Annotated in this window: 27 protein-coding genes, 1 tRNA gene and 4 pseudogenes; 16 read left to right on the forward strand and 16 right to left on the reverse strand. The window is 55.8% G+C overall.

Annotated features, from left to right (window positions below; translation table 11 throughout):
* Positions 1-146: 146 nt before the first annotated feature.
* Positions 147-458: a hypothetical protein gene (locus C3Y91_RS12335; protein WP_130749715.1), complete on the reverse strand. Its 312-nt coding sequence runs from the start codon at positions 456-458 to the stop codon at positions 147-149.
* Positions 459-545: 87 nt separating this feature from the next.
* Between C3Y91_RS12335 and C3Y91_RS12340 the strand changes: the two genes are divergently transcribed.
* The 8 genes from C3Y91_RS12340 (at position 546) to C3Y91_RS12375 (ending at position 5,755) form a co-directional block, all read left to right on the forward strand.
* Entirely contained in the window at positions 546-1,901 is a 1,356-nt protein-coding gene (locus tag C3Y91_RS12340) for a hypothetical protein (protein WP_168575361.1), read from the forward strand.
* Positions 1,901-2,254, forward strand: coding sequence for a hypothetical protein (locus tag C3Y91_RS12345; protein ID WP_168575362.1), 354 nt, complete (start codon positions 1,901-1,903; stop codon positions 2,252-2,254). Before C3Y91_RS12340 ends, C3Y91_RS12345 begins: the two co-directional genes overlap by 1 nt.
* A 206-nt stretch (positions 2,255-2,460) precedes the next feature.
* Complete coding sequence (locus C3Y91_RS12350) at positions 2,461-2,892, forward strand: DUF7338 family protein (RefSeq protein WP_168575363.1); 432 nt, start codon at positions 2,461-2,463, stop codon at positions 2,890-2,892.
* 24 nt (positions 2,893-2,916) lie between these two features.
* A complete protein-coding gene (locus C3Y91_RS12355) occupies positions 2,917-3,114 on the forward strand; it encodes a DUF7940 domain-containing protein (protein ID WP_168575364.1) in 198 nt (65 codons plus the stop codon).
* A complete protein-coding gene (locus C3Y91_RS12360) occupies positions 3,104-3,568 on the forward strand; it encodes a lysozyme (protein ID WP_168575365.1) in 465 nt (154 codons plus the stop codon). Before C3Y91_RS12355 ends, C3Y91_RS12360 begins: the two co-directional genes overlap by 11 nt.
* On the forward strand, positions 3,568-3,912 hold the full coding sequence (locus C3Y91_RS12365) for a hypothetical protein (RefSeq protein WP_168575366.1): 345 nt from the start codon (positions 3,568-3,570) through the stop codon (positions 3,910-3,912). The genes C3Y91_RS12360 and C3Y91_RS12365 overlap by 1 nt, the downstream gene beginning before the upstream one ends.
* A gap of 36 nt (positions 3,913-3,948) precedes the next feature.
* On the forward strand, positions 3,949-5,184 hold the full coding sequence (locus C3Y91_RS12370) for an SGNH/GDSL hydrolase family protein (protein ID WP_168575367.1): 1,236 nt from the start codon (positions 3,949-3,951) through the stop codon (positions 5,182-5,184).
* A 139-nt stretch (positions 5,185-5,323) separates the two neighbouring features.
* Complete coding sequence (locus C3Y91_RS12375) at positions 5,324-5,755, forward strand: DUF1515 domain-containing protein (RefSeq protein WP_168575368.1); 432 nt, start codon at positions 5,324-5,326, stop codon at positions 5,753-5,755.
* A gap of 74 nt (positions 5,756-5,829) precedes the next feature.
* Here the strand turns inward: C3Y91_RS12375 and C3Y91_RS12380 are convergent, their stop codons facing one another.
* From C3Y91_RS12380 to C3Y91_RS12390, 4 genes and pseudogenes are all read right to left on the reverse strand, one after another.
* Entirely contained in the window at positions 5,830-6,585 is a 756-nt protein-coding gene (locus C3Y91_RS12380) for a hypothetical protein (RefSeq protein WP_168575369.1), read from the reverse strand.
* Positions 6,586-6,731: 146 nt separating this feature from the next.
* Positions 6,732-6,890, reverse strand: a pseudogene (locus C3Y91_RS37860) (thermonuclease family protein); the annotation flags it as partial.
* A 63-nt stretch (positions 6,891-6,953) separates the two neighbouring features.
* Complete coding sequence (locus tag C3Y91_RS12385; RefSeq protein WP_168575370.1) at positions 6,954-7,931, reverse strand: hypothetical protein; 978 nt, start codon at positions 7,929-7,931, stop codon at positions 6,954-6,956.
* Between the two features lie 165 nt (positions 7,932-8,096).
* Entirely contained in the window at positions 8,097-8,243 is a 147-nt protein-coding gene (locus C3Y91_RS12390; RefSeq protein ID WP_168575371.1) for a hypothetical protein, read from the reverse strand.
* Positions 8,244-8,419: 176 nt separating this feature from the next.
* Here C3Y91_RS12390 and ligD point away from each other — a divergent pair, with 176 nt between their 5' ends.
* Positions 8,420-9,463 (forward strand): non-homologous end-joining DNA ligase, encoded by a 1,044-nt coding sequence (gene ligD / locus C3Y91_RS12395; protein WP_168575372.1) that lies wholly within the window; start codon positions 8,420-8,422, stop codon positions 9,461-9,463.
* Here ligD and C3Y91_RS12400 read toward each other — a convergent pair.
* Complete coding sequence (locus C3Y91_RS12400; RefSeq protein WP_168575373.1) at positions 9,448-9,630, reverse strand: hypothetical protein; 183 nt, start codon at positions 9,628-9,630, stop codon at positions 9,448-9,450. The two genes, ligD and C3Y91_RS12400, sit on opposite strands and share 16 nt — an antisense overlap.
* A 430-nt stretch (positions 9,631-10,060) precedes the next feature.
* On the opposite strand from C3Y91_RS12400, the gene C3Y91_RS12405 reads away from it, so the two are divergent.
* Positions 10,061-10,348, forward strand: coding sequence for a hypothetical protein (locus tag C3Y91_RS12405; RefSeq protein ID WP_168575374.1), 288 nt, complete (start codon positions 10,061-10,063; stop codon positions 10,346-10,348).
* A 306-nt stretch (positions 10,349-10,654) separates the two neighbouring features.
* Here C3Y91_RS12405 and C3Y91_RS12410 read toward each other — a convergent pair whose 3' ends face one another.
* Positions 10,655-10,945, reverse strand: a complete 291-nt coding sequence (locus C3Y91_RS12410; protein ID WP_168575375.1) for a CopG family transcriptional regulator — start codon at positions 10,943-10,945, stop codon at positions 10,655-10,657.
* A 209-nt stretch (positions 10,946-11,154) separates the two neighbouring features.
* On the opposite strand from C3Y91_RS12410, the gene C3Y91_RS12415 reads away from it, so the two are divergent.
* Positions 11,155-11,376, forward strand: coding sequence for a hypothetical protein (locus C3Y91_RS12415; protein ID WP_168575376.1), 222 nt, complete (start codon positions 11,155-11,157; stop codon positions 11,374-11,376).
* A gap of 27 nt (positions 11,377-11,403) precedes the next feature.
* On the forward strand, positions 11,404-11,994 hold the full coding sequence (locus tag C3Y91_RS12420; RefSeq protein WP_168575377.1) for a hypothetical protein: 591 nt from the start codon (positions 11,404-11,406) through the stop codon (positions 11,992-11,994).
* Here the strand turns inward: C3Y91_RS12420 and C3Y91_RS12425 are convergent.
* Positions 11,973-13,259, reverse strand: coding sequence for a tyrosine-type recombinase/integrase (locus C3Y91_RS12425; protein ID WP_168575378.1), 1,287 nt, complete (start codon positions 13,257-13,259; stop codon positions 11,973-11,975). The genes C3Y91_RS12420 and C3Y91_RS12425 overlap by 22 nt on opposite strands.
* 140 nt (positions 13,260-13,399) lie before the next feature.
* On the opposite strand from C3Y91_RS12425, the gene C3Y91_RS12430 reads away from it, so the two are divergent.
* Positions 13,400-13,469 (forward strand) — tRNA-Arg (locus C3Y91_RS12430).
* Positions 13,470-13,811: 342 nt separating this feature from the next.
* Here the strand turns inward: C3Y91_RS12430 and C3Y91_RS12435 are convergent.
* The 4 genes and pseudogenes from C3Y91_RS12435 to C3Y91_RS12450 form a co-directional block, all read right to left on the reverse strand.
* Entirely contained in the window at positions 13,812-14,144 is a 333-nt protein-coding gene (locus C3Y91_RS12435; protein ID WP_130672544.1) for a thermonuclease family protein, read from the reverse strand.
* A gap of 316 nt (positions 14,145-14,460) precedes the next feature.
* A pseudogene (locus C3Y91_RS12440) lies at positions 14,461-15,502 on the reverse strand (IS110 family RNA-guided transposase).
* A 249-nt stretch (positions 15,503-15,751) separates the two neighbouring features.
* Complete coding sequence (locus C3Y91_RS12445; RefSeq protein ID WP_246711195.1) at positions 15,752-16,366, reverse strand: hypothetical protein; 615 nt, start codon at positions 16,364-16,366, stop codon at positions 15,752-15,754.
* A 104-nt stretch (positions 16,367-16,470) separates the two neighbouring features.
* Positions 16,471-16,761: pseudogene (locus C3Y91_RS12450) on the reverse strand (CopG family transcriptional regulator).
* A 198-nt stretch (positions 16,762-16,959) separates the two neighbouring features.
* Between C3Y91_RS12450 and C3Y91_RS12455 the strand changes: the two are divergent.
* Entirely contained in the window at positions 16,960-17,457 is a 498-nt protein-coding gene (locus tag C3Y91_RS12455) for a hypothetical protein (protein WP_075223906.1), read from the forward strand.
* Between the two features lie 18 nt (positions 17,458-17,475).
* On the opposite strand, the pseudogene C3Y91_RS37870 reads toward C3Y91_RS12455, so the two are convergent.
* Positions 17,476-17,607 (reverse strand): annotated as a pseudogene (locus tag C3Y91_RS37870) (CopG family transcriptional regulator); the annotation flags it as partial.
* Between the two features lie 404 nt (positions 17,608-18,011).
* Here C3Y91_RS37870 and C3Y91_RS12460 point away from each other — a divergent pair.
* A complete protein-coding gene (locus C3Y91_RS12460; RefSeq protein ID WP_168575379.1) occupies positions 18,012-18,587 on the forward strand; it encodes a DEAD/DEAH box helicase family protein in 576 nt (191 codons plus the stop codon).
* A gap of 228 nt (positions 18,588-18,815) precedes the next feature.
* Here the strand turns inward: C3Y91_RS12460 and C3Y91_RS12465 are convergent, their stop codons facing one another.
* The 3 genes from C3Y91_RS12465 to C3Y91_RS12475 form a co-directional block, all read right to left on the reverse strand.
* Positions 18,816-20,843 carry a calcium-binding protein gene (locus tag C3Y91_RS12465; RefSeq protein ID WP_168575380.1) on the reverse strand — a complete coding sequence of 676 codons (2,028 nt, stop codon included), beginning with the start codon at positions 20,841-20,843 and terminating at the stop codon, positions 18,816-18,818.
* A gap of 696 nt (positions 20,844-21,539) precedes the next feature.
* A complete protein-coding gene (locus C3Y91_RS12470; RefSeq protein ID WP_018073436.1) occupies positions 21,540-21,830 on the reverse strand; it encodes a DUF982 domain-containing protein in 291 nt (96 codons plus the stop codon).
* 123 nt (positions 21,831-21,953) lie between these two features.
* The gene (locus tag C3Y91_RS12475) at positions 21,954-22,277 is read right to left on the reverse strand and encodes a hypothetical protein (protein WP_226306678.1); all 324 of its coding nucleotides are present in this window, start codon (positions 22,275-22,277) and stop codon (positions 21,954-21,956) included.
* A 477-nt stretch (positions 22,278-22,754) separates the two neighbouring features.
* Between C3Y91_RS12475 and C3Y91_RS12480 the strand changes: the two genes are divergently transcribed.
* The gene (locus tag C3Y91_RS12480) at positions 22,755-22,934 is read left to right on the forward strand and encodes a hypothetical protein (RefSeq protein ID WP_017964118.1); all 180 of its coding nucleotides are present in this window, start codon (positions 22,755-22,757) and stop codon (positions 22,932-22,934) included.
* Positions 22,935-22,996: the final 62 nt, after the last annotated feature.

Below are 22,996 nucleotides of genomic sequence, written 5' to 3' on the forward strand. Positions count from 1 at the left end.
AAGCAATGCGGTCGTCGCAATGATGCAGCCGATTTGCAGAAGTCGGATCATGACGCAACCAATACTACAGCCGTCGAGGCCTCGCAATTCGCGGGGCCGCTTCTTTTTGGAGAAGGTGAATGGGGGAAGCCAGAATGACGAAAGTTTCAATTCGCCTGCGATTTGTCCGCTGGTTTCAGAGCGTCCGTGATCATCTGCCCGAGTATGGAATGCAAAGACTGCGCCACGACAAGGTTCATCCTGATCCGGTTGGTGACCGAGACTACACCAAGATTATTCGCGTCCTGAATGCTGCCTCCCAGGGAAAGGTGAATTACACCGTTGAACTGCCGCGCTTCGGAAATAATGTCGACATAGTCAACCTTCGTTGAGTTGTCGCGCAGTTCCCACCAGACATCGCCGATAGCAATTTGCTGCCCTGTCGAGATTACAACTCGATTTTCCTGATCTTCGCTCATGATCCACTCCCGTTTTCCGGGATCATTGAATCATTTCTATCGAGAGTCGAGGGCGGCCCACGGGCTGCCTTTTCCATGGAGCACTGAATGCCCAGAAACCCATCAACCGGCGTCTATTCCAAGCCTGCCGGAACGACACCCTCGGTCGGCCAGGTCATCGACCCCGTGCCGTGGAACGCGTTGACCACCGACCTCGGCAACGAAATCACCAACTCGCTGCCGCGTGATGGCTCGGCGCCGATGGTTGCGCCGCTCAAGGCGGCCAGCGGCACGGTTTCGGCGCCGGGTGTCGGCTTTGCGTCGACCCCGCAGACCGGTATCTATCTGAAGGGCGGCGGCCTGCTCGGCTTTGCTCAGAATGGGGTGGACATCACGTTCGACCCGTCTTTGGTTTATGCGGCCAAGGCAGGCGATTACACCGCGCTGGTCTCCGACAACAACGCCGTCCATCGCTTCACCGCGGCCGCTATAGTCACCCTGACGGCAGCCGCAACGCTCGGCGCCAGCTGGCACTATGTGGTGATCGCCGACGGCGGAGACGTGACGATCGACCCCAATGGCGCAGAGACGATCGACGGCGCGGCGACGCTGCTTGTTCCGAACGGCTATTCCGTCTTCATCATCTGCAGCGGGGCGACTTTCTTCACGAACAAGGTTCTGACGCGGCTTTTGGCGAAGGCCGAAACCACGGCAGTCGGCAGTTTCATCGACGGGCTTCTCCTATCCAACAACAGCGGCAGCCCAACTACCCATGTCGATTTCGCGGCCGGCTCGGTTCGTTCTGGCTCGACTTTCGTGTCCAATGCTGCGTCGATCACCAAGAGGATCAACGGGACATGGGCCGTAGGAACCGGCAATGGCGGACTTGATGCCGGCGCTGTCGCGGCCAACGCCACCTATTTCGCCTATGCCCTTCGTAAGACGGCCGATGGAACGTTTGACGTGGTTCTCTCGACGTCAGCGACGATCGGCGGCGTCACCACGACCCTGCTCACCGGCTACACCATAGTGAAATGTATCGGCGTGGTGCTGACGGATGCCAGCTCGCTCATTCGGCCTTTCATCATGTATCCGCGTGACTTCTATCAGTGGGTGACGCCCATCAGGGAAGCGACAAACGTCGCCATCTCAACAACCTCGGCACTCATGGCGATTACGGTTCCAAGTGGAGTGAAGGCCGAGGCGAAGATCCGACTTATGTTTTCATCTGGCGCCACGACCAACTCCGCTCTCATCCACGACCCAGCCAAAGGAACACTTCTCGCTGGTGGCAACGACTCCGGCGGAAACGTGGGTACTATCCAAGTCGCCAGCGGTTTCGCGGTGGGGGGTGGCGACGTCTGGACGAATACCAGCAGGCAAATCCGATATGTCGCAGGTGCTTCCGGCAGTATCTGGGTGTGGAATGACGGGTTCAATTTCCCATGCGGGAGGACTGTATAATGGCTTTTGTTTCTCGATCAAACGGCGCCATCGACAGCGTGTTCGAACAACTGCAGGAGGGCAGGGCGGAGGAATTTCTGTCTGATGATGATCCGGCAGTTGTCGCGTTTCGAAATGCCCCGCCCATCGTGTCGTCGGTATCGGCGCGACAATTCCGTCTGATGCTTCGGCGCTCCGGCCTGCTCGACCAGGTCAAGGCATGGGTGGCGCAGCAGGACGGGGAAACCCAAGACGCCTTCGAATACAGCGGCACATTCGTCAAGGATAGCCCGATGATGACGGCTGGATTTGCAGCGATGGGCTTCACGCCGCAGCAGATCGACGGGTTTTTCGCGGCGGCGGCTTCTCTCTGACGGTCAGGGCAAAAGATAGCCGGAATGTATGCTGTAGCGAATTGCAATCATGAAGGCGCCGCCAATAAGCAAGGCGAGAATAAGCGCTTTGCGTGTTTCACTCTGTAGCAATTTTACCCTCCACAAAAAACGGGGAAGTAGGCCTTCCTCGGATTTTGGCAACGAACTCCTGCTGAAAATTCACAACCCGGAGCGTCCGCCCCACGATGCTTGCTCTGCTCTACATCATCTATCTCCCAGTCAACATAGCGCTCGTCCTGCTCGCCTACGCCCTATCGCCATTCCTGGCGGCATGGTCAATGAAGCACGGCCCAGTTCTTCCCGGCCGCTGGCGGTGGTTCTCGACGCTGAACGCCGATCTGGACGGCTATATCCCGCAACGTATCGCGGGCTTCGACCCAACCGCCAAGGGCTTCAAGCTCTGGTGGCAGCGGACTCGCTGGACATGGAGAAACCCATGCAATGGCTGGCAGTCCGAATTGCTGGGCGTTGAGGACATCGCCTCTGCCTTCACCGTCAAGCGCGATCTGCCGCTGCCGTTCGGCTTTTATCTCAAGTTCTGGCTTGGGTGGAACCCGGTCAAGCGCGGCGGGAGCCGATACCCTTTTATGTGCCAAATCTCGCCCAAGCGGGCCTGAACCCACCCACATCTGGAGCCTCCCATGCTCGTCCATAATTGGCGGCGCGTTCTCGCGCACTCGCTGTCGCTTTGGTGCGTCTATTTCGCGGGAGCCTTTGAACTCGCGCCGTACATCGTCCCGTATCTCGACGGCTACATCCCACCGTGGCTGTCGATCGTCCTCCTGCTGCTTTCCGTCCCGGCTCGGGTAATCGACCAAAGGCTTTCCAATGACAAATAGAATGAAGAAGGGCAGTGCGGTTGCTGCAATGGCCGTGGCGTTGGTCGGATCGTTCGAGGGTCTGCGTCAGAACGCCTATCCCGATCCGGCAACAGGCGGCCAGCCTTGGACGCTTTGTTATGGCAGCACGAACGGCGTGAAACCGGGCGATCATAAAACCGTCGAGCAGTGCAAAGCGCTTCTCTCGCTCGAGCTCCAAACCTACGCCGCCGGCATCGAGCGATGCGTCACGGTCCCTTTGCCGGATGCGCGCTTCGTCGCCCTCACGTCATTCGGATATAATGTGGGCATCAAGGCAGCTTGCGGTTCCAGTGCCGTCAAGCTCATCAATCAGGGCAAGACCGCTGAAGGCTGCGAAGCTCTCCTCAAATGGAACCGCGCGGCCGGCATCGTCTTTCCCGGCCTGACCCGGCGCCGGCAGAAGGAACGCCAGTTCTGTTTGGAGGGCGTGTGATGCTCTCCCTAATCCCAGACGTCATAAAGCTGCCGGTCGCCATCGCCCTCGGCGCCGTCCTTGCCTTTTACCCGGCCCGTTGGCTTGGGCAGTCCGAAGGCAAGCAGATGGCCGCGACGGCCGCTCTCTCCAAATCCGTCCAGGTCCTGCGGGAAAGGAACACCATCGATGACGAAGTTTCCACTTCTGATGCTGCCGCTTTGTGCGCTGATCTCGGGCTGTCAGACGACGACAAAGCAGAGTGCGTGCGACGGGTTCTCTCGCCTGACTCCGAGCCTGCAAACGTCGGTGAGCATCCTAAAGACCGATCGGCCGTTCGCAAACCAGATTGCCAGCCACAATAAGTTCGGCGCCTTGCAAGGCTGTTGGGGGGCAAGGCCATGAGCCTAACGCTTGGAATAAATTTGGCTCTTACGGGCCAGAACAGCGGGGGAGGCGTGGTCCATCCGACGCCGACACAGCGGCAGCTCATCGCGAGCTTCACATCTGTTCCGAACCTAGCGCCGATCGTTATGAATTCCGGCGGCTCCTATACAGTGAACCAGATGCGTGTCGGACATGATGTCGGCCGTGCCAACTGCCATGATATCCGAATTCAGGATGTGCAGTTTCGCGTCAATCCGGGCGCTGGTACGGAACTATCGACCCCGGTAGCAACGAGCACATGGCGACGGGCGCTTGAGATTGGTTCGACAACCTATGTCGCTACCTATGACGGCGGCTCGGCAACGAAAGACCTTGTCGCTGGCGGTCTGATCGAGACGGATACGATCCCCACGGCGGTTGCTGCTGCCGGAAGCCGCATCTTTACCAGAGGTGTCCGTACAGTCGTTGACCCGACGACAGGGCAGATTAACGGCGTCAATATGAACGGCCCCGCATCGCAGGGCTTTCGTACTGTCGGCGGCAACCAGATTGCCGGCAACGGGGCGCTGAATAATTCGGGCTCCGGTGGCGGCAACGTTGTCTGGCCGTACCTCATTACGGGCATTCCAGATATCCCGATGGCCTGCGGGAAAGTCGTCGGCGACAGCATCGGACAATACCTGAACGATACCAACACCTCAACGACCGGCGGCTTCATCAAGCGCGGCCTGCAAAGCGTTAATGGGGAATTCCTTCCTTGGCAGTTCCAGGGTGTAGACGCCAACAAGATGCAACTGCAGACGCCGACGAATGCGCCCTTGCAACAGCAGGGGCTCGAACTGCTCACCTTCGTCATCATGCAGTGCATCACCAACGACATCAACGCGAACCGCACCCTTGCTCAGCTCAAGGCCGATTTCACGGAGATATCCACCAGGGTCAAAACGACGATCGGCCCGTATGGCCTTCCCGTGCTGATGATCGGGCTCGCATGTCTAAATCGCGGGCCATTCACCGGCGCTCAGAACACGGTCAAGAACGATTACAACGATTGGCTCGCCGCCGGCGCGGATGGCTATTGCGACGTGTACATAGACCTCAGGCCATACCAGGGCGACACGGCTCTCTATTCGGATGGCATCCACCCGAGGAGCGCCGATCATATCGCGATGGCAACTCCGTTCGCCGCTGCGATGGCCCCGATGCTTGACCCGTATTACCGGCCTCCCGGATACGTGTCGCTGGTTTGACGAAAGCGGGCGCCCGACCTGTTCGAGCAGATCGAGCGTCCTGACCAAATGACGATCGACGGGATCGCCAAAGGCTAGAACACATGTTGTCAGTCGGAGGTCTCCTATTCATTAATGCATGCGGCGGGCATACGAATAGATGACGACATCCAATGACGACATTCTTCGCGCGCTCGGCCGTGTCGAAGGCAGACTGACCGGCATCGAGGACAGCGTTTCTCATCTTCGCGACGAGTTGAGCGACGAGAAAGACAATGCCCATGAAAGCCGGGCCGTGATCCATAGGCGGCTCGACGAGCAGGCAAGGCAGATCCATCTGCTCGACATGACTGTAACCGTCAGCAGCAACGTCGATGGTCAGATCCGCGAAGAAATCAAAACCCTCAAGGACACCGTCGAAAAGAACCACGAAGCGGTCGCCCCCACTCTTGAGGAGTGGAAAAAAATGAAGACTCTCGGCTACGGGATTTCAGGGCTCATTGCCTTTGCCGGCCTCACGATCGGCGGGGTTGTCGCCTATATGAGCGATGGCGCGGTAGCGGCGTTACGGCATTGGCTCAAAATCAATTGAGAAGCAGACGCCCTGCCGCCAGCCATGGCCAGATTAAGGGGTCTGCCTCGACAATTGAATTTCTTCTCGTGGATTCAAAACTGGCAATACCCTGTAGTCACTTGATAGTTAGGTTCAGGAAACATCAGCTTTAGCTGGGAATAGCTACTCTCCGGAACTAGCTGCTGCAAGCAGCTGTTTTGTTGAGTGTTAACAACAATAAAATTGTACAGGTTTGTTCCTGGCACTGGGGTGGCAGGAGTGAAAACCGGCTTTGGAATAGATGCTGTAGCAGGTGATCCACCTCCCAAACCCGTCCCCGGCACTACCACTTCCGGAGGGCTGGCGGCCTTGACGGCGTCGCGTATCGCGCGGTCAAGGGCCCTGGCGCCGCCTGGGTTCAGGCCAATAGCAATGTCAGAAAGAAATCCACCCGCGACCTCATATTCCTGCCGCTTTTCCTCGGTCGCATAAGCCGGACTGAAGAGTATGCCTTCAAGGAAGGAATCTTTTTGAGAGTGAGGAAGGGATGCAGCGCTCAGGTAAGAGGTGACAAGAGCCGGCGCAGCTATTCCGATCTGAACTAGAGAAAGTGGATTTACAACTTCGCTGTTAAGTGCGGCAACAATTCCACCTAGCAGGACCAGACTGAAAACTCGGATACAATAGCCGGCACACATTCCCATTGTAAAATCATGTTTGTCGATCAGTGCTTGAAAAACCGTAAGGTCAACAGTGATTAGCGTCGCGAGGACCGGTAACAGTCCGCCTAATCCCCCTATCGCGAACCGGGCAACTCTATTCATTGTTGGTGCGGATTGGTTTTGCGGAACAACATCAGCATTTGCCATTTGAAAGCTCCCCCACTTTGGTTGCACAATACCACTTAATGGGGAGTCTCCGCCAGATTGAACCCTCAATGTCATTGCAATTTTATTCAGACAACCATTGGAAGTTCTTTCCCTGAATAAGTACTGCAGTCTCGCGGCTTCTATTGCTATCTGCACCAGTCGTTTCGCCGCCTCGGGCTCCAGCTGCGCGCGAAGCCCTCCCGAAGCAGCTTCTTCCCAAGCTCCTCACCATTCGTTCGATAGATGTTGACGAGCGGCCGGTGAGACAGGGTTTTGTCGACTGCGCCGCTCACACGAAATCGCATTAGAGCTGCGGTAGGGCCGGTCCGAAAACCTGCTATTACGATGCTTGCGATGAGGACGCATGTTTATTTACGGGGAGCCGGGCCGCCCTCTATGCCCGAGATTGGCGTGTCCGTTTTGCCGCCGCCATCGGCGTCATTTTTTGGAGACTGTTCACGGCGCCCTTCGCTAGTGCCCTGCGAGAATTCCGTATTTGCCAAGGTAGCGCCAAATCGTCGGTTCCATTCCGCGGCCGCACGCTTGAGATCAGCCGGCATTTTAGCATCAGTCGGACAATCCAATTCTGTAAGGGTCGCGGCGATTTCCGATTGAAGGTTGACCAGACTATAGACAAGCTGTGCCTTTCGACTCAATGCGTCAGGTGACGCGTACACCGTTTGAACGGCGGTCATAGCAGTCGCGAGGGCCGGAAGAACGATTGCAGCGGACTTAATCCATATTGTCGCGCGCGGTTTGTCTTTCCAGAGGTCCGAAGAGTTTGCTGCAGCGAAAACAGTAGTAAGGAACCCGAGCATTATTAGTGTGGTCGTGAAGAGGTTAGACTCCCATCGCAGTTGCGCTAGCTCTCGCTTCGAGGACTCGATTTGAGATGCAATCCTGTATCCCTGAAAAGTGACCTCGCTGAATCCTTGCCTGAGTCCTACGTTCCCGAATGGAAGGCTTTCGATGTCGCGGGCCGAATTTTGACCGGGACTAACAACGATTAAAGTGCTCGGCGTTTGAGGTCCTTGGTCTTGTGCGGCGCAACGGCTTAGCCATGGCGCTACTACGTTAGAAAGTTCGGTTTCCTCTGGCTTAAGCGGGGTTAGGGCTCCAAAGATTTTGTACACGAGAGGACTATCAATTGCGTAGATGAGGTTTTGTGGAACAGCCCTAGATACGACGAAGAGAATTATCCATAGGCAAGCGATTCCGACAAAAGTAGTGTAGAAAAATTGCAATATAAGTCGAACAGGATGATTAATGAGCCGACCAATCACATGTCTTGTTAGGCGAAGCAGCCATGGTTGTTGTGATTCTTCGTTCTCTTTATTGTGTGGCATGCGCTGTTACTCCAACCATCAATCGCATGCAATCACAACCACAATGTTTTCGCAATAGGATTGCATATGTTGCTTGAACCTGGTGCCGGATATTCAATCTATCAGGCTTGAATGGGCGTATCAGCCAGCTGCTGATGAAACCCGCCATAGCGGCTGCCTCAATCATCAGTGACCGAGCCAGGCTTCCGCCAATATCATCTCGATGAAATCGGCGCTGCTCATGATCCTAGTTTCGTGGAAACCAAATTCACTGACGAAGGTGACCGCCCAGAGCGCACTGTCGACCTGAACTGCCATATGAAATGATCTCATAGTTGCCTCCTTTTTTCGAAGAAGACAGCACGGCAGTCAGGACACGTCGACTCGCAAAACTGCGGGTCACCCATCGGCGGCCGTCCAAGGACGTTGCTAGATGTTCTCATCCTGGCCGAAGTCAATAACTCGTATTGGGCAATTGCTTTTTAAGACATTGCTGATGGGATGGCGGCATGACAAAGCCGCCGAAACCAAAGCCGCTCCTGCAGGATGCTGAAAAACCGGTTCGATCCCGGCCGCGCAAGCCGCGAGATCCCGCGCAGCCAAACCTCCCCCTCGACCCCATGCCAGATCGCATTGAGCCGTGTCTTGCGCTTTTGAAAGCGCGACCGCCGAAGGGAGACGATTGGGTTTATGAAATCAAATGGGATGGTTATCGCCTTTCGGTTCATGTTGAGCCGACGGGCATTCGCATCCTGACGCGCGGCGGCTATGACTGGACGGATCGTTTCCCGGCGATCAAACTGGCGGCCATGTGGCTTCCCGTTGGCACGGCAATCCTCGACGGCGAGGCGGTGGTTCTCGACGAGCAGGGCAGGTCGGATTTCGGCCTGCTTCAACAATCGCTCGGCGGTCGGGGCGGCAAGAAGAGTTCAAGCGACGCCATCTTCATGGCTTTCGATCTGCTCTATTTCGACGGTCACGACCTCAGGAAGTCCGAACTCGACTTGCGCCGGCATCTGCTTGAGGATTTGGTGCCGGCGGGCGAGCAGGGCGATATCCGGCTCTCCGAGGAGATCGAGGCTGACGGCGATCAGCTGCTGGCAAGCGCTTGCGACCACGGGTTGGAAGGCATCATCGCCAAGCGCCGGGATGCGCCCTATCGCAGCGGCCGGCTCGGCGACTGGCTGAAAATCAAATGCGTCCAGAGTGACGGCTTCCTGATCGTTGGATATGAGAAGTCGACGGCATCATTTGGCGGCATCGGGCGGCTGCTGCTCGCGGCACGCAAAGGAGATGACTTCGTCTATGTCGGGGGAGTGGGGACCGGCTTTAATGAACGATCCGCCGCCGAGCTCCGGGAGCAGATGGACAAGCTGATCATCGGCAAGCCAGCTGTCGATACCGGGAGGAAGCGGAACGCGGTGTTCGTCAGGCCGGAGCTTGTCGCCGACATCGAGTATCGGGCCTGGACCCATGACGGCAAACTCAGGCATGCATCCTATAAGGGGTTGCGGGAGGTGCAGGATGAGGCGATGGTTTATGAGGTAGAATAATCCGCCAGCGCCGCTACGGCCGAGGGCGAATCCCAGGGCGGTCCGTTGCGCACCGTGCGCAGCCAGTTCTTGGTGGCGGCATGAAGCGAACCGTCATTCTCGAAATCAAAGAACTGGCTGCCGAGGCAGGAGCCGACGGTTGGACGCTCGTTCGCGAGGGCAAGCACCTAGTCATTGACTTCCAGTTCAAAGACCGCCTCGTTCGGCAAGTCGTTGCTTCCACTCCATCTGGCCCGTCGGCTCGTCGAAATGAGGCGGCATGGCTGAGGCGACAGGTAAGAATTTAGGGTCACCATAGGCCGGCGCGATTCACCACCCGCGACTACACCAGCGGCGCGCCGGCTGGTTTTTACGTCGTAGAACTGCGCCGCAGCGGAGATGGACCGTTTCCACCATTTGTGTAAGCTCGAAAACAACTTGGAGCTCAGCAGTGAAGTTAACAGACATTCCAACCGGTACTTTTGTTAATAACCTGATATTCGTCGATCTCTGCACCCGTTCATTAAAGATGGCTAATTTAACGTTAGCCTAAATGATAAAGTTGTAGTAGGCTGTTTTTCGTACTTACGGTTTACTAAGCAACAAAGGGAGGGTGTTATGTCTGTCGTTCTTGCTGCAGCACGCGTAAAAGATGGTCAGCTGGCCGAGCATACAGCCAACGTTACGTGGGAAAACGATAAACTTTCATTTGAGATTGACGGAAAATATAAGAATAATTTTGTTCCGGTAGTTTCCCACTGTCGCCATTCTGCGTATGTTACTTCTAGCTATTGGATAAAGGAGGTAGGCCCGGAATATATTACTGTTGAGCAATCGGCCCAAGACACGAGTGGAAGGGTGTTTCCTCCAACTAATTTCACGGCAATTATCGTATCCACCATATAAGAGACCTGCTTTACCGACCCAGGCCTTGGGCTCTAGTGGATTGGTCGCGACGGAGGAATCCAAAATCGGATTCCTCCACGTGGGTGTTTCATGCGTACAGGGATCACACTTGACGTCACCGCGGCCGATCGTGTCCGGCTTGAGACTGTCGTTCCCGCGCCGGCAGTTCTCCCCAAAGTATGTGTGGCGGGCTAAGATCGTCTTGTGATCGAGCACGAATTTTAGGTACGACGAGAAGTACGACGCGCGCTCTGAATGCGCTATCTTCAATGCCGATCCGTCCAGTCGATCACTGGGGATTGCGGCTCAGGCGGTGCCATCCACATCCCCATCTTCATCCAGATCATGAACCGGCAGATAAGTGTTCTTTTCCATCCACTCCCGCACGATGAACCTGATCGTGTCATTCCTTGTCATGCCGAACTCGCCGGCGAGATCCCGCAAGGCTTCCTCAACTTCATCCTCCATCGAGACGGCCGCGGCGTTGCGCAGCCGCAGCGCCGCGCGGCGAAGCATGATCTGAAGATCAGCACGCGAGATATCCGCGATCCGGTCGGCGGCGTCCTCTAAGAGAGAGGCGGTATCGGCCATAGTCACCCGTTCCTCGCATGTTCTTGCATATGTTTCCTGCTCCAAACGGACCTACCACATGTGCAGCGCTGTTACCTTGAGGGGTAACCGCGCAATCGCCCCGTGTCCGGATTTTCAACACATCCTCTATAAAGGATTAACGTCGGTGCACCTTTTTGTTGACTCCCAGCGTTAGAGATTCAAAATTCTCTCGTTTCGCGAGAGGATTTATCAAGATGTCCGAACTTGAAGACCTTCTAAGACAGAAAGCCGAGATCGAAGCCAGGATCATGGAAGTTCGTGCCGACGAAGTCGACAGGCTTAAATTCGACCTCGCTGCTATCGCATATCAACTTAGGGAGTTGAATGCTCTCCCGAAAACCCTTGTGGCTGCATTCACCGATAAAGCCGGCACTTTCAACGTCTACCGGACCATGGGTGTGAAGAGACCTCAATAGCGACGTGCATTCCGCAGGAGGTGCGCCATGAATTTGGCATATCTTGCCCGGGGTGCGGCGTCTGCTGAACGTGCTAGGGCACGGATGCTGCGTTCCGGCTATACGGTCTGGGGACAAAAGCTCTGGAGCGAGGAGGAAGATTTAATCTGCCGCCTCTTTCACCCAGACTATTTCGCTTTGCGCCAGATCCTTTGCAATCGGACTGAGCGGGCTATTCAGGCCAGATGCCGGAAGCTGGGCCTTGTGAGGCCTCGGCAGTCATGGGAGTGGCTGGCTCGTCAGAAGCTTCGAAAGCTCTATCCGGAGGCGACGTACGACGAACTCTGCGCGGCCTTCCCCGACCGTGACCTGCAAAACATCCAAGCGGCGGCGCGTTACTACGGATTTAAGCGGAAGAAGAAGCCGTACAAGAAAACCGGGGTTCCAGCGCTCGATGCCGTCCGATCGAGATGCTACGACGTGAAGATCAATATGCGGGAACTCGACGAGGATTGCCGCACTAAGAAATATTTCCAAAAGCGGGGATACAAGGCGCAATATCCGAACTTTCGCGCAATTAATCGCGCCGCCTCCTATCTTGGAGGCTATCTCGATTTTCACTTTCCCCCCGAGACCTGAAGCGCATTCTGCGCGTCGGACCCGTCTACGGTCAGTCCCTTGACGTGGTCCGCCCATGCAATCAGCGCCGCCCGCTTTTCTTCGGCGTAGTCGTAGCGATTGTAAACCGCTGCAACCCCTTTGATTGACCCCGATCGGTGATTGATCACTGCTTCGACGACATGAACGGGCACGCCCAGCCGAGCCATTCCACTCGCTGCTGTGCGTCTCAAGTCATGGAATGTCCATGGCTCCAGCTCGACCTTGGCCGCGGACTGCCCGAGCGCTTCGGCTTCCTTCCTGGCAATCTTCAGCATTTCCGCATCGATGTTCTTTTTGGCCCGTCCATACCCTGAGACTTTTGTCACGCCCGTTGTCGTGAAGAGAAAAATTGGCTCTTCATCGTCCGCCGGCCGGATCTTCGGAAGCGCCTCGATTTCTCGCAAGGTTTCGGCCGCAAGAGCAACGAAGTGTTCCTTGCGGTTCTTCGCTCGTTCAGGCGGGATAATCCAATGCTGGTCGTTTCCTGCCAACTCCATTTCCCACCAACGGGCGCCAGAGACCTCGCTGCGACGTTGTGCGGTCAAAAGCAGAAGCCGGGCCATTGGTCCGAAAGGATAGCCGAGGTTTCCGGATGCCAGCCAGAATAGCCTGACTTCGTCGTCCGTTAAAATCCGATCGCGCGTCGTCTCTTCACTGGGTTTGTCGATCTTCTTTTCCATTGGCGAGGTATCGACAATATCGCGCTGGACAGCCCAATTGAAAAATTTCCGCAGCAGCGAAAGTAGCCGGTTGGCGACGATAGGTGCGCGCTCCGCAACCTCGTCCAGGTGCGCGACAATCTCCTGCCTTTTGATGCTCTTCATTGTCCGCCTGCCGAATTTCGGCCGGAAGTCTTTGTCGAAGAGGCGCTTCCTCTCCGTGATAGTTGAAGCCCGGTTTTTCTTTTCGACATATCGTTTGATGAACTCGTCGAGCGCATCATTCACGATATCGAGCTTGAGCGCCTTCTTGGTCGCTTTTGCTGCCGCGGGGTCCTTTCCCTCAGAGACGTCGCGCAAAAGCTTCGATGCCTCTTCCCGGGCCTTAGCCAACGGATAAAGGGGCAGGGGGCCAATCGTGAATTTTTTCGGCTTTCCCTCAAACCTGTAACGGATGGCCCAGCTCATCACCCCAGAAGGCTGGATGATCAGATAGAGACCTGGCAAGCCGCCATCAGGAATTTCCTGTCGAGAGTCCGACGCTTTGAGCGCTTCGATTGCGCGAACGGTCAGGGTTTTTGCCATTGGTCTTTCTGGGGTAACGCCGGGGTAACGGCGAAAGGGTGATACGTCGTGATTGCCATTGTTATTATCACGATTCACCACAAGCCCTGCAAGCCTTGGGATTCAGGCGGTCAGCATATATCTGTTGATATCTGTTGATAGGCCGAGTTAATAGAAATCACCTGCCTTCTAAGCAGGTTGTCGCAGGTTCGATTCCTGCAGGGGTCGCCATCCATTTTTCAAGTATATGTTTTTGCTTTATTTTCAGTCTTGAACCCCTCATCGGATTTGGTTTGAGGGGTTAGGCTGTTCTCGTTAAGTTTCGCAGCGCCCGAAATCAAAGTGGCGGCATGACCAATCCACCTCGCATGCCTCCAAAACCGCTGCCGCACGAAGGTGCGCTGCAAGTCTGGCGAAACCGCAGACACAAAAAAAGCCCCACTACGGAGCGGGGCTAAGGTTGAGGTGGGTCGCATAGCGAAGTGTAACGAATCTCCGCACGGCCCGAAGGTTTTACGATCAACAGAGCATATTGTTCCCGTGCCGACAGATTTTCTTTAATCGGTCGCACCATTAGTTCGGCCTCTTCGGGCTCCAGGTGCGCGCGAAGCCTTCCGTGAGCAGTTTCTTCCCGATCTTTTCCCCGTTCGTCCGATAGATGTTGACGAGCGGACGGTGAGACAGGGTTTTGTCGACTGCGCCGCTCAATACGATCCGCAATCCCTTTTCAGCCAAAAGCTCTTCCAACCTTCCCTTGGCGATCAGCGCCAGCTTCCGTTCCTTGATGCACTTCGCGTGCGATCCAATCTCCGGCGTATCGATGCCCGTGACGAACGGAATACCTTCCCCCAGCAGTCGCATGTTCTGCCCGCTCAGCGATGCGGAAATAATCAGTCCGGCAAACATGAACCTTCTCCCATGCTCGGCCGATAAGACCGCGCAGACTTGATCGAAGCGGGCCGATCCATTCGCGAACCGACCCGCCGATGAAACACAAGTGCCGACCTGTCATATTGAAACGCTGCCATCATTGCGGCGGCATTGTCGGTGGTCAGCAAACCACCATGCCCATGGTGCGTTTCGCGGAGCAACGGCCCTACAATTATGCCTGTGCTTAACACCTGCGCCCTTCCGGTATTCCGTGCTCGCTCTTGTCGTTTCCAACAGGTCTTCATCTTAGCGTTTCACCAACCTGTAATCTGAGGACGATTGATGCATTAACTCACGCCATCGTCCCAACGTCGACGGTGCCTCCAGGCTTGATGTAATTGCCGCCCCTTATCAGCAGAGCCCAAACTATTCGCGCGGTCTTGTTGGCCAATGCTACTGCCGCCACTTTAAAAGGGCGCCGCTTCCGAAGCTTTGCTAGCCACGGAGAGACTCGTTCAGCTGTTTTGGCACTCCGAATAACCGACATTGCTCCGGTTACAAGCAGAGTTCGGAGGTGGCTATTTCCCATCCTGGAAATATTGCCCAGCGCCTGGCTCTCTCCGCTCGAATGACTTTTCGGAGTTAGGCTAATCCATGCCGCAAAATGGCGGGCCGATTTAAATCCACTAAGGTCAGGAGCAAGCGCTGTGATGGCGACTGCAATTATAGGCCCGACGCCAGGGATGGTCATGAGTCTCTTGATATCGGCGTCGTTCTTCGTTCGAGCTAGGATTTCGCGATCAAGTCGTGCGATGTTCGCCCAGAAACTCAATCTGTTTAAGAATTTGCTGCAAGGCGAAGCGAGCGGAAGCCGGAATGCGGCCGTCGTGCTCATCGTTTGCGATGGCGATAAGTGCCTTCAAACCAGTTGTACCTTGGGCGGTCGCGACCCCCAGTTCAGCCAAATGGGACCGAAGTGCATTAATCGCTTGCGTCCTCTGGCGTATGGCCAGGGAGCGCGCCCGGAAGATCATGCCCGATGCCTGTTGTTCAGCAGATTTGACGGGGACAAATCGCATCGTCTTTCGCGTCAAAGCTTCGTTGATCGCTTCCGCGTCATTGAAATCGCTCTTTCCCCGCTTCACGAAGGGCTTCACATAGGCAGGATGGATCAAACGGACCTCATGGCCGAACTCGGCAATGCGGCGAGCCCAATGATGAGCGGTACTGCAGGCCTCGAGACCGACCAGGCACGGTGGCAATTTCGCGAAGAATTCGAGAAGGTCTGCCCGTTTTATTTTCCGATTGAAAACCGTTGAGCCATCAGCGTCGGCAGCATGCACTTGGAAAACGTTCTTCGCTATATCCAGTCCGATAGTCGCTATTTTCTTCACGACACAACTCCTCAGGTTGGTGAACAACGGCGAGGATTTTGTCGTTTGTTTCACGTCGACGGCAAGAGGGTGCGCCGGCCTCTGATCGAGGATCTTGTGCCTGCCGGCGGGGGACGGACGACGGCAAGCTGCGGCATGCTTCTTATAAGGGGCTGCGCGAAGCCGCTGATCAACTGCCGGTTTATGAGTTGGACGACATACGCTAAGGTTCAACACCGGCCAGCCTCGTCGGTCGGCAAACAGCCCCCCTCAGTCTTTGCTAGTAACTTCCACTTGATCCCTTCTGTTCGGCCTTTTGATTCTCTTGGCCAGCAAAACGGTCGACGAGATCCCACCGCTCAGCATTTTTAGAAGAACTATATTGAAAAAGGTGAGAAAATACGCATTCCCGAGAACTGTTGTCGAAGCGCCTGCACCGTAGACCGGTAAAGGAATGAGAAAAATAAAAGAAACGAAGGTGAGCACATATGCCAAATCCGCTTTCACAACGCTTTTTAGATCGGCAACTATAATTTCTCGGCTCAATTGGGAGGAAATGATATAAATCGAAAACAATAGTGTCTTCACGACCGTAAATGTGATCAGAGAAAACGAAAGACATGTGTAAAGGGCGACCTGTTCTGGATGGTTCTCCGCCAGCCATGGCAGTTCATAGTGGTATTTCGGTAGAATAACCAACAAGTATCTTAGGTACGGGGCGATGTAATCCAGTACGCCTCCTCTGGTCAGCCAAAGAAACAAGATCGACATAGACAAAATAGCCATATCGAGGGGCGGACCGCTAATATGGCTCTCATATCGTTTGATAAAGTTCTGATTTTGAAGGCGAAAGAAAAGATCAACCCCGGCAAAACTTTTAAACATCATTTACGTCCAGCCTTTGCCCCGAACTATGCCTGAAAAACTCAATCGAAGGGGCGGGGCACTTCGTAGTGGGAGTGGGCGGAGTCTGTCAAGCATAACGCCCGTCAACCATTCCCGTCGACCTCTCCATCTTCGTCGAGCTCGTGCACCGGCAGATAGGTGTTCTTCTCCATTCACTCCCGCACGATATATCTGATGGCGTCTTCTCGCGTCAGCATCAGCTCGCTCGAGACGTTCCGTAGGGCCTCTTCAGTATCGTCGTCGAGAGCGATGGAACCGGAGTTGCGCACGAGCAAGGCGGCGCGACGCAGCATGATCTGCAGATCTGCCCGGGAAATGTCGGCGATGCGATCGGCGGCGTCTTCAAGGAGGGTGGGCATATCGGGCATGGTCAGGGTTTCTCCGGCGCCTGAGGTCCTTCTGAGCCGATTAGCATATCGGAGTGGCGAAGGCACCCACAGACGATGCTAACCTTCTGCCCCGTCGTCAAAAGCGTACGCGTCATTATTCCGAGGAAGAGGCGGGAGCCGGACGGTTGTCATACGCACCTTCGCGTGCAATTCTGCCGCGTAGGCTGTTTAGGCAAGGTGCACATGGCGGTAACAACATTCGCATCTCCACCCTGGTGGAGAATTGCCGTTGCAGTAATTGTAGTGCCTTTGGCGGCATCCTTCGCATATGCGGTTTACAGCCCAGCCTATCAGGGCTTGCCGGATATGATGGAGCGCGTTGTCCAAACAACTGAAGTCGTCGCATTCTTCGGTGCTTATCCGCCAACTGTTGCCTTGGGAATTCCATTGATACTCTATTTCAGGGGACGAGTAAGGGCGTCCCTTGCAAATTGTGCGATGGCCGGGGCCTCCGTTGCTACCTTCCCGTGGTTATGCCTAACTGTATTTTTCGGCCCGGATAAGGCCTACACGAATGATCACATCACCTATCAAAACGGAATGATGACGTGGTGGGGGTTGCTGGAAACTACCGAATTGCTCACAGAAATAGCTGTATTCGGAATTGCCGCCGGTGGACTGTTCTGGCTAATCGCCGCGGCCGGCATCAAAAAACAGCCCCCTTCTAAAGTGTTTGATTAGCGGCTCTCGATATTGCCCGATCGCGATCGATCCAGAGCTGCGCAACAGCAGCGCCGCGCGGCGGAGCATGATCTGAAGATCCGATCGCGAGAAATCTGCGATCCGGTCGGCGGCGTCCTCGAGGAGGGTGGCGGTATCGGGCGTTGTCATCGGCTCCTCAATGCTCCACGCATATGTCTCGTGCCGGCGACAATCCGCGGCGGTTACCTTGATGGTAACCGCCCGCAATCGCAGTCTAACCGATACGCCGGACGTGAGGAAACTGAGGGGCAGTCGATAAATTTCCGCAGCGGAATCAATGGCGTCAAACTACCCCTCAAATCCGAGCATATTCACTGAAATCACTGCATAAATTGTGATTCTTGGCAATCCTGCAGGGGTCGCCATTTTTCAAGTGTCCATCCATGCAGCATGCCGTTCGCCGAACAGGTAGAGCGGCTTCCGTAAAACGAAGTTGCTGGGCCGTGGACCGTCTATCCGATTGGAACACGCATTTACGGCCATGTCTTCGGGCGACATGATTATCAACGAAAACTATGTAGGTGTCGCGAAAGATGGGTGTCCGCATCGTGCTCATAGGCTTCCCGGGCGTTGGTAAGTTGACCATCGCGAAAGAGTTGAGCGCCATGGTTTCGGCAAAAATTGTCGACAACCACTGGGTCAACAATCCGATTCTGCGTCTGCTGGATGAGGATGGAACGGCCCCGCTTCCAAAGGGAATATGGGAGTTTACAGGTCGAGTTCGACAAACCGTCCTTGATGCAATCACCGCTTACGCGCCGTCTGCCAATTTCATTTTCACGCAAGCCGGCTTGGAGGGTGATGAGCGGAGACCTCGTACCTTTCAACAGATTGCCAGTGCTGCCGAAGCCTGCGACGCCGTTTTGGTGCCGGTGCGTTTGCTGTGTGATGAAGAGGATCTGGCTCGCCGGGTTTCGAACCCCGAGCGACGCCAAAGGTTGAAATCCACGGATGTGGCAGCCTCGAGGGATCGCAGTCGGAGGGCGGGGGGTTTCGATCCACTCCACCCAAACACATTGGTGCTCGACGTCACTACCGCATCACCGGGAAAAACGGCCATCGCGATCCGAGAGCAGATTCTAAAGGTCCTTGGCGACCTGTCAGCCTGAAATTCGTCGGAGTTGATTCTATTCGCGCTACGATCGTCGATACGCCTGATGGCGGGAGGCGAGGCGTTCTGACGAGCTATCGGTTTACGCAAAGCCGGCCCGAAAGGCCGGCTGACGCCTGTCGAAAAATCGCAGCGCGCGGATGGGGCTCCCTCATCCGCGCGCCGAAGTAGCCGACTTTTGCGGCCAGCGTGTTGTGGCGATCGGACGACCGCCACAACGCTATCGTTACAGGAGAAAATCGCCTGCCCCCAGGTGGACGAGGCCCTTCAGCTGAACCTCGAAGTCATGAATGCCGTCGCCGTTCATGTCGGCCTGGATAACGGTAACATCGCTCGCGGATCCGGCGTGGTCGTCATAGTGCCAAGCGAGCGCGCCAGCCTTGTGATCGAACAAGGCATTCTCCTGTGCCTGGAAATGGAAGGTACCATTGCCCGCCGCAGAGCCATTCGCATCGATCGCCGAGATGTCGATCTTATCGACGCCGTGCTGGAAGTCGGTGATGACGTCGCGGTTCAAGCCGGACCCGGTTTCCGTCGGTGCCTTCAAGATAAACGTATCCTCACCGATGCCACCGGTCATAATGTCCTTTCCGACACCACCAATGAGGACATCATTGCCGGCGCCGCCGTCCAGCTTGTCCGCGCCAGCCCCGCCAGTGAGAACGTTGCCGCCGCCGTTGCCGCCGGTCAGTACGTCGTTGTAGCTTGACCCGGTCAAGTTTTCGATGCCGGCGATCTTGTCACCGGTCGCCTGGTCGCCCGATGCGGCCTTAGTCGCCAAGTTGACGTTGACCGCGTCGGAGCCCTCATAGCTGGCCGTGTCATTGCCAGTACCGCCGTCGAGCACGTCCGCGCCGGCCCCGCCCTTCAACACGTCACTACCGCCGAGACCCTTGAAGGTTTCGTTGCCGCCGTTGGACTGGCCGGTGTGCGGTAGGATGTCGTTACCGTTGGTGCCGATGATTTCCTTCGTCGGCGCAGTTGGCGTTCCCGGTTGCGTCGGCGTGGTTGGCGTCGTCGGCGTGGTTGGCGTCGTCGGCGTCGTCGGCGTTCCCGGTGCCGCGCTGGAGCCCGATTCGTAGGCACCCATATCGACAGTTCCAACGACGCGAGCGTGGTCGTCCAGATCGACCGAGCTGACGCCGTACTTGGCGGTTCCGCCGTCGATCGCTGCCGAGCCCGAGGCGAGGTGGAAGTTGTCGCTCGCTGCCCCCACGAAATGCGGGTCGATGCCGAGCTTGTTGCCGTTCGCCGTGCTCGGCATAGCGTTGCCGCCGTCGGTCCTGACCGAGGCCTGGCCGGCCGTGCCGTTGTAGGTGTTGTTGTTGGCCCAGACGACGTTGGCGTTGGTATAGCCGCCGTACGACGTGTTATCGACCGCGGTGTTGTTCTTGTTCACCGATGGGTCGGCTACGGCGACGTTGTTGACCCAGGTGTTGTTGCTCGACTGCGCGTTGCTGAGTTCGCCGCGCCAAGTGCCGTCGTTCAGCGGGTCCTGATTGTTGTGGTATGCTGTGTTGTTCTGCACCGTGATGGAGTCGCTCCAGGCAACCTGGATGCCTTTGCCGCCGTTCTCGTAGACTAGGTTGTTGTCGACAAGGGTCTTAAACGTATAGTTCGGATGACCATCCGTCTGTGTGCTCTGGAAATCGTCAATGATGATGCCGTTGCCATCGGTGTGCGCACCCGTCTTCGTGACGTTGTCGTGCGAGATGTTGTTTTGTACGATATTCCGGTAGCCGGTCGTCGAGGTATCGCCGGTGATGTTCCGGTTCTCGTAGATCGAGATGCCCGAGAACCAGCCTGACGACGCGTTATTGTAGGTCTCGTTCCCTACGATCTTGACGAAGTCAGAATAGTTGAACTGAATGCCCGACTCCCCGCTGTCGTGGACCTTGTTGTTGAGAATTGAGACGTGATGGACGTTGTTCGCTTCGATGCCGTCACCGTTGCCGCCCTTAATGTCGAAGCCGTCGATTGTCACGTAGTTGGCGTTGACACTGATCCCGGTGTACGAGCCCGCGGGCGGCCGGATCAGCGCTGCGCCGGGCACTTCCGAGCGTAGCGTGATGTCGCCTGCCGCCGAGCCGTCCTTGTCGATGTTGATGCTCTCGTTGTACGTCCCTGGCTTCACCACGACCTCGTCGCCGGGCCTAAGGTTCGCCGCCATTGCCTCGCTGATCGTGTGAAAAGGAGACGAGGCACTGCCGTTACCGCCGCCGCTGCTGGTCGTCGCTACGTAGTATGTCGTCATGGTCTTGTTCCTCAACCTTAGCGTTGTCTTTGCCGGTACTATTTTTGGTTAATCAGGCGTTACGGCGAGGGGTTATAGGGCGACATCCTGGAGGGCGCAACAGTAGAGCGACAGTAAGTGCTTGAGAAACATAGCCATATTGCTGCCACATTATCCAAATCGATCCGAAGTTACGTTTTGAAATATTTAGTGAATTTCGAGTCGCCCGAATTGAGGCAGTATAAAGGTCTCGCATGCCGCGAATTATTCTTTCTGCAACTGCAGCGATATGCGTCCCTTGAAAACATTAGAAAAACCTGATGGGCGTGACGGGATTCCTCCCGCCAAGGGCGGAATCGACATTTTTTCTGAATTTAGCGATTTTGGGCAGCGTCGACTTACCGATTGGTACTGATCGAGATGGTAAAGGGAGCAAAGCGCGACTCAAAATACGTGCAGTCCCGACTGTCGACGAGGATAGGATCTTCGTCCTGCCAAGCGTCCATACCCGTCTTCCTTGGCCTCCGGTGGGAAAAGCCGCGGCTCTGTATATCCACGCCTGCGTACTTCGGGAAAACCTTCGACGAGAGCTGGAATGCCGAAGAGGTCAGCCCTCACCTCGTCCCCGCTCAGCGCTTATTTTTTTGAGAAGCAGGAAATCGCGGCCGACAAGCGATCCAACGCGCTCATTGCTTCTCGTCGGAAACAGCGGTGATCTCAGTGAACGACCGAGAGGTAGCGGATGCCGGCTTCATCAGCCGCTCTCATCAGCGCTTCCCGCGCGGCGTTTGGGGGTGTGGTGCCGCGGATGGCGTCGAGGCATGTCCTCACCGCCACGACATACTCCTCGCCATCATCCCCAGGCCATTCGGAAATGAGCATGGTGGCTGCGTCGCCGAGTGTTCTGACGACGCTGTATTTATCTTGGCCGCTCATGAGCATCCTCAGTGCGGGAAACTGATGCGATGTGTACCGATTCATGACATTTGGTCCTTGCATCATCAACATATTAGTAACCTTGCAAGAAGCGTTCCAACCGGAACTGCTGCATGATCATCCGCGGATGGTTCCGCAAAAACAGTCGGCAACTGAACGGGAAGATCGATGCAGTCGCAGAGCAGTCAAGCCGATCTACGTCAAAGCGCGGCCGAGCAGATCCGAATTGGTCTTCGGATGCTTGTCGGATGGATGATAGGATCCAATGAGGGCTGCCGTTACCATGATCGACACCGAAAGGAATGATGCGACGATGCTCAACACGGGAACCGGAGACATGCGACCCGCCCAGAAGAAGACAAAGCCAGCCGCGAACGCAAAGAACCAAAAGACCAGGACTTCGCCCATTATCCTCGCGAATATCTCCAATGCACCGGAGGACACCGAAACCACTGTGTCCAATCCTCCAAGCCACAACACGAAGTTCAGCACCATATCCGCGATGAAGGCCAATACCATCGATCCTATCAAAAACCGTGACATCTCGTTTCTCCGTTGAAATCTTAAGTTGTTGTTTTGTCAGGCGCAGCTTTCGATCAGATTATCTGGATTGTTAAAATGCTCAGGGCCTTGCCCTCTTGTCCGATTGGGCAGCAATTCGAGGCAATGCCTACACAACCAAGTGGCCGGGAACTTGTTTTAAACACATTGCCGTCTTATTGATTCTTCTATCGAAATTGCTTGTCGAGCTTGGTTTGCGCCCTTGGCGTCCCAGCTGATCTTTCCTTTCAAAATCGATTTCTGCGCCGTCCGGCAGCCCCCGGAGGGTGATTGTCATGCCGGTTGAGGGGGATCGTCATGAACGCGGGCAATTCTTTGATCGACGCAAGCCTCCGCCAAACACCCATCGTCGCTGCCTGATATGCCTTCGGTCTTTGACCGCGGATGTCAGCGGCGGCATTCAGGCTGGGTTTTCCAGCCATTGAGGAGAATTTCATGAGCAAGACCAATGCAGAAGCACTGTTGCGCAAAATGCAGCGCCAGGTCGCCAATACCAGTGGCGGTGGCCATCTCGGCGGCACCAACTTCGGTCAGGGCAATGACGCCAAGACCTCGTCCGGAAGCGGCAATCGCCCGGCAGGCAAGGGCAGGCCGCCAAGTGGCGGCAAGCGCTGACGACAGCGCCGCGCGTCTTTTAAGACGCGCAAAGGACGCTGTAGCACTTTGAATGGCTGCAT

Source organism: Rhizobium ruizarguesonis, assembly GCF_012349115.1.
Taxonomy (GTDB): Bacteria; Pseudomonadota; Alphaproteobacteria; order Rhizobiales; family Rhizobiaceae; genus Rhizobium; species Rhizobium ruizarguesonis.

Excerpts from the sequence above, each read along its gene's own strand:
- C3Y91_RS12340 (WP_168575361.1), top strand. The coding sequence starts at position 546 with ATGCCCAGAAACCCATCAACCGGCGTCTATTCCAAGCCTGCCGGAACG.
- C3Y91_RS12455 (WP_075223906.1), top strand. The coding sequence starts at position 16,960 with ATGGCGGTAACAACATTCGCATCTCCACCCTGGTGGAGAATTGCCGTT.
- C3Y91_RS12445 (WP_246711195.1), bottom strand. The coding sequence starts at position 16,366 with ATGTTTAAAAGTTTTGCCGGGGTTGATCTTTTCTTTCGCCTTCAAAAT.
- C3Y91_RS12435 (WP_130672544.1), bottom strand. The coding sequence starts at position 14,144 with ATGTTTGCCGGACTGATTATTTCCGCATCGCTGAGCGGGCAGAACATG.
- C3Y91_RS12355 (WP_168575364.1), top strand. The coding sequence starts at position 2,917 with ATGCTCGTCCATAATTGGCGGCGCGTTCTCGCGCACTCGCTGTCGCTT.
- C3Y91_RS12360 (WP_168575365.1), top strand. The coding sequence starts at position 3,104 with ATGACAAATAGAATGAAGAAGGGCAGTGCGGTTGCTGCAATGGCCGTG.
- C3Y91_RS12390 (WP_168575371.1), bottom strand. The coding sequence starts at position 8,243 with ATGAGATCATTTCATATGGCAGTTCAGGTCGACAGTGCGCTCTGGGCG.
- C3Y91_RS12405 (WP_168575374.1), top strand. The coding sequence starts at position 10,061 with ATGTCTGTCGTTCTTGCTGCAGCACGCGTAAAAGATGGTCAGCTGGCC.
- C3Y91_RS12460 (WP_168575379.1), top strand. The coding sequence starts at position 18,012 with ATGGGTGTCCGCATCGTGCTCATAGGCTTCCCGGGCGTTGGTAAGTTG.
- C3Y91_RS12385 (WP_168575370.1), bottom strand. The coding sequence starts at position 7,931 with ATGCCACACAATAAAGAGAACGAAGAATCACAACAACCATGGCTGCTT.
- C3Y91_RS12370 (WP_168575367.1), top strand. The coding sequence starts at position 3,949 with ATGAGCCTAACGCTTGGAATAAATTTGGCTCTTACGGGCCAGAACAGC.
- C3Y91_RS12465 (WP_168575380.1), bottom strand. The coding sequence starts at position 20,843 with ATGACGACATACTACGTAGCGACGACCAGCAGCGGCGGCGGTAACGGC.
- C3Y91_RS12425 (WP_168575378.1), bottom strand. The coding sequence starts at position 13,259 with ATGGCAAAAACCCTGACCGTTCGCGCAATCGAAGCGCTCAAAGCGTCG.
- C3Y91_RS12380 (WP_168575369.1), bottom strand. The coding sequence starts at position 6,585 with ATGGCAAATGCTGATGTTGTTCCGCAAAACCAATCCGCACCAACAATG.
- C3Y91_RS12375 (WP_168575368.1), top strand. The coding sequence starts at position 5,324 with ATGACGACATCCAATGACGACATTCTTCGCGCGCTCGGCCGTGTCGAA.
- C3Y91_RS12475 (WP_226306678.1), bottom strand. The coding sequence starts at position 22,277 with ATGGTATTGGCCTTCATCGCGGATATGGTGCTGAACTTCGTGTTGTGG.
- C3Y91_RS12470 (WP_018073436.1), bottom strand. The coding sequence starts at position 21,830 with ATGTTGATGATGCAAGGACCAAATGTCATGAATCGGTACACATCGCAT.
- ligD (WP_168575372.1), top strand. The coding sequence starts at position 8,420 with ATGACAAAGCCGCCGAAACCAAAGCCGCTCCTGCAGGATGCTGAAAAA.
- C3Y91_RS12350 (WP_168575363.1), top strand. The coding sequence starts at position 2,461 with ATGCTTGCTCTGCTCTACATCATCTATCTCCCAGTCAACATAGCGCTC.
- C3Y91_RS12480 (WP_017964118.1), top strand. The coding sequence starts at position 22,755 with ATGAGCAAGACCAATGCAGAAGCACTGTTGCGCAAAATGCAGCGCCAG.
- C3Y91_RS12335 (WP_130749715.1), bottom strand. The coding sequence starts at position 458 with ATGAGCGAAGATCAGGAAAATCGAGTTGTAATCTCGACAGGGCAGCAA.
- C3Y91_RS12365 (WP_168575366.1), top strand. The coding sequence starts at position 3,568 with ATGCTCTCCCTAATCCCAGACGTCATAAAGCTGCCGGTCGCCATCGCC.
- C3Y91_RS12420 (WP_168575377.1), top strand. The coding sequence starts at position 11,404 with ATGAATTTGGCATATCTTGCCCGGGGTGCGGCGTCTGCTGAACGTGCT.
- C3Y91_RS12345 (WP_168575362.1), top strand. The coding sequence starts at position 1,901 with ATGGCTTTTGTTTCTCGATCAAACGGCGCCATCGACAGCGTGTTCGAA.
- C3Y91_RS12415 (WP_168575376.1), top strand. The coding sequence starts at position 11,155 with ATGTCCGAACTTGAAGACCTTCTAAGACAGAAAGCCGAGATCGAAGCC.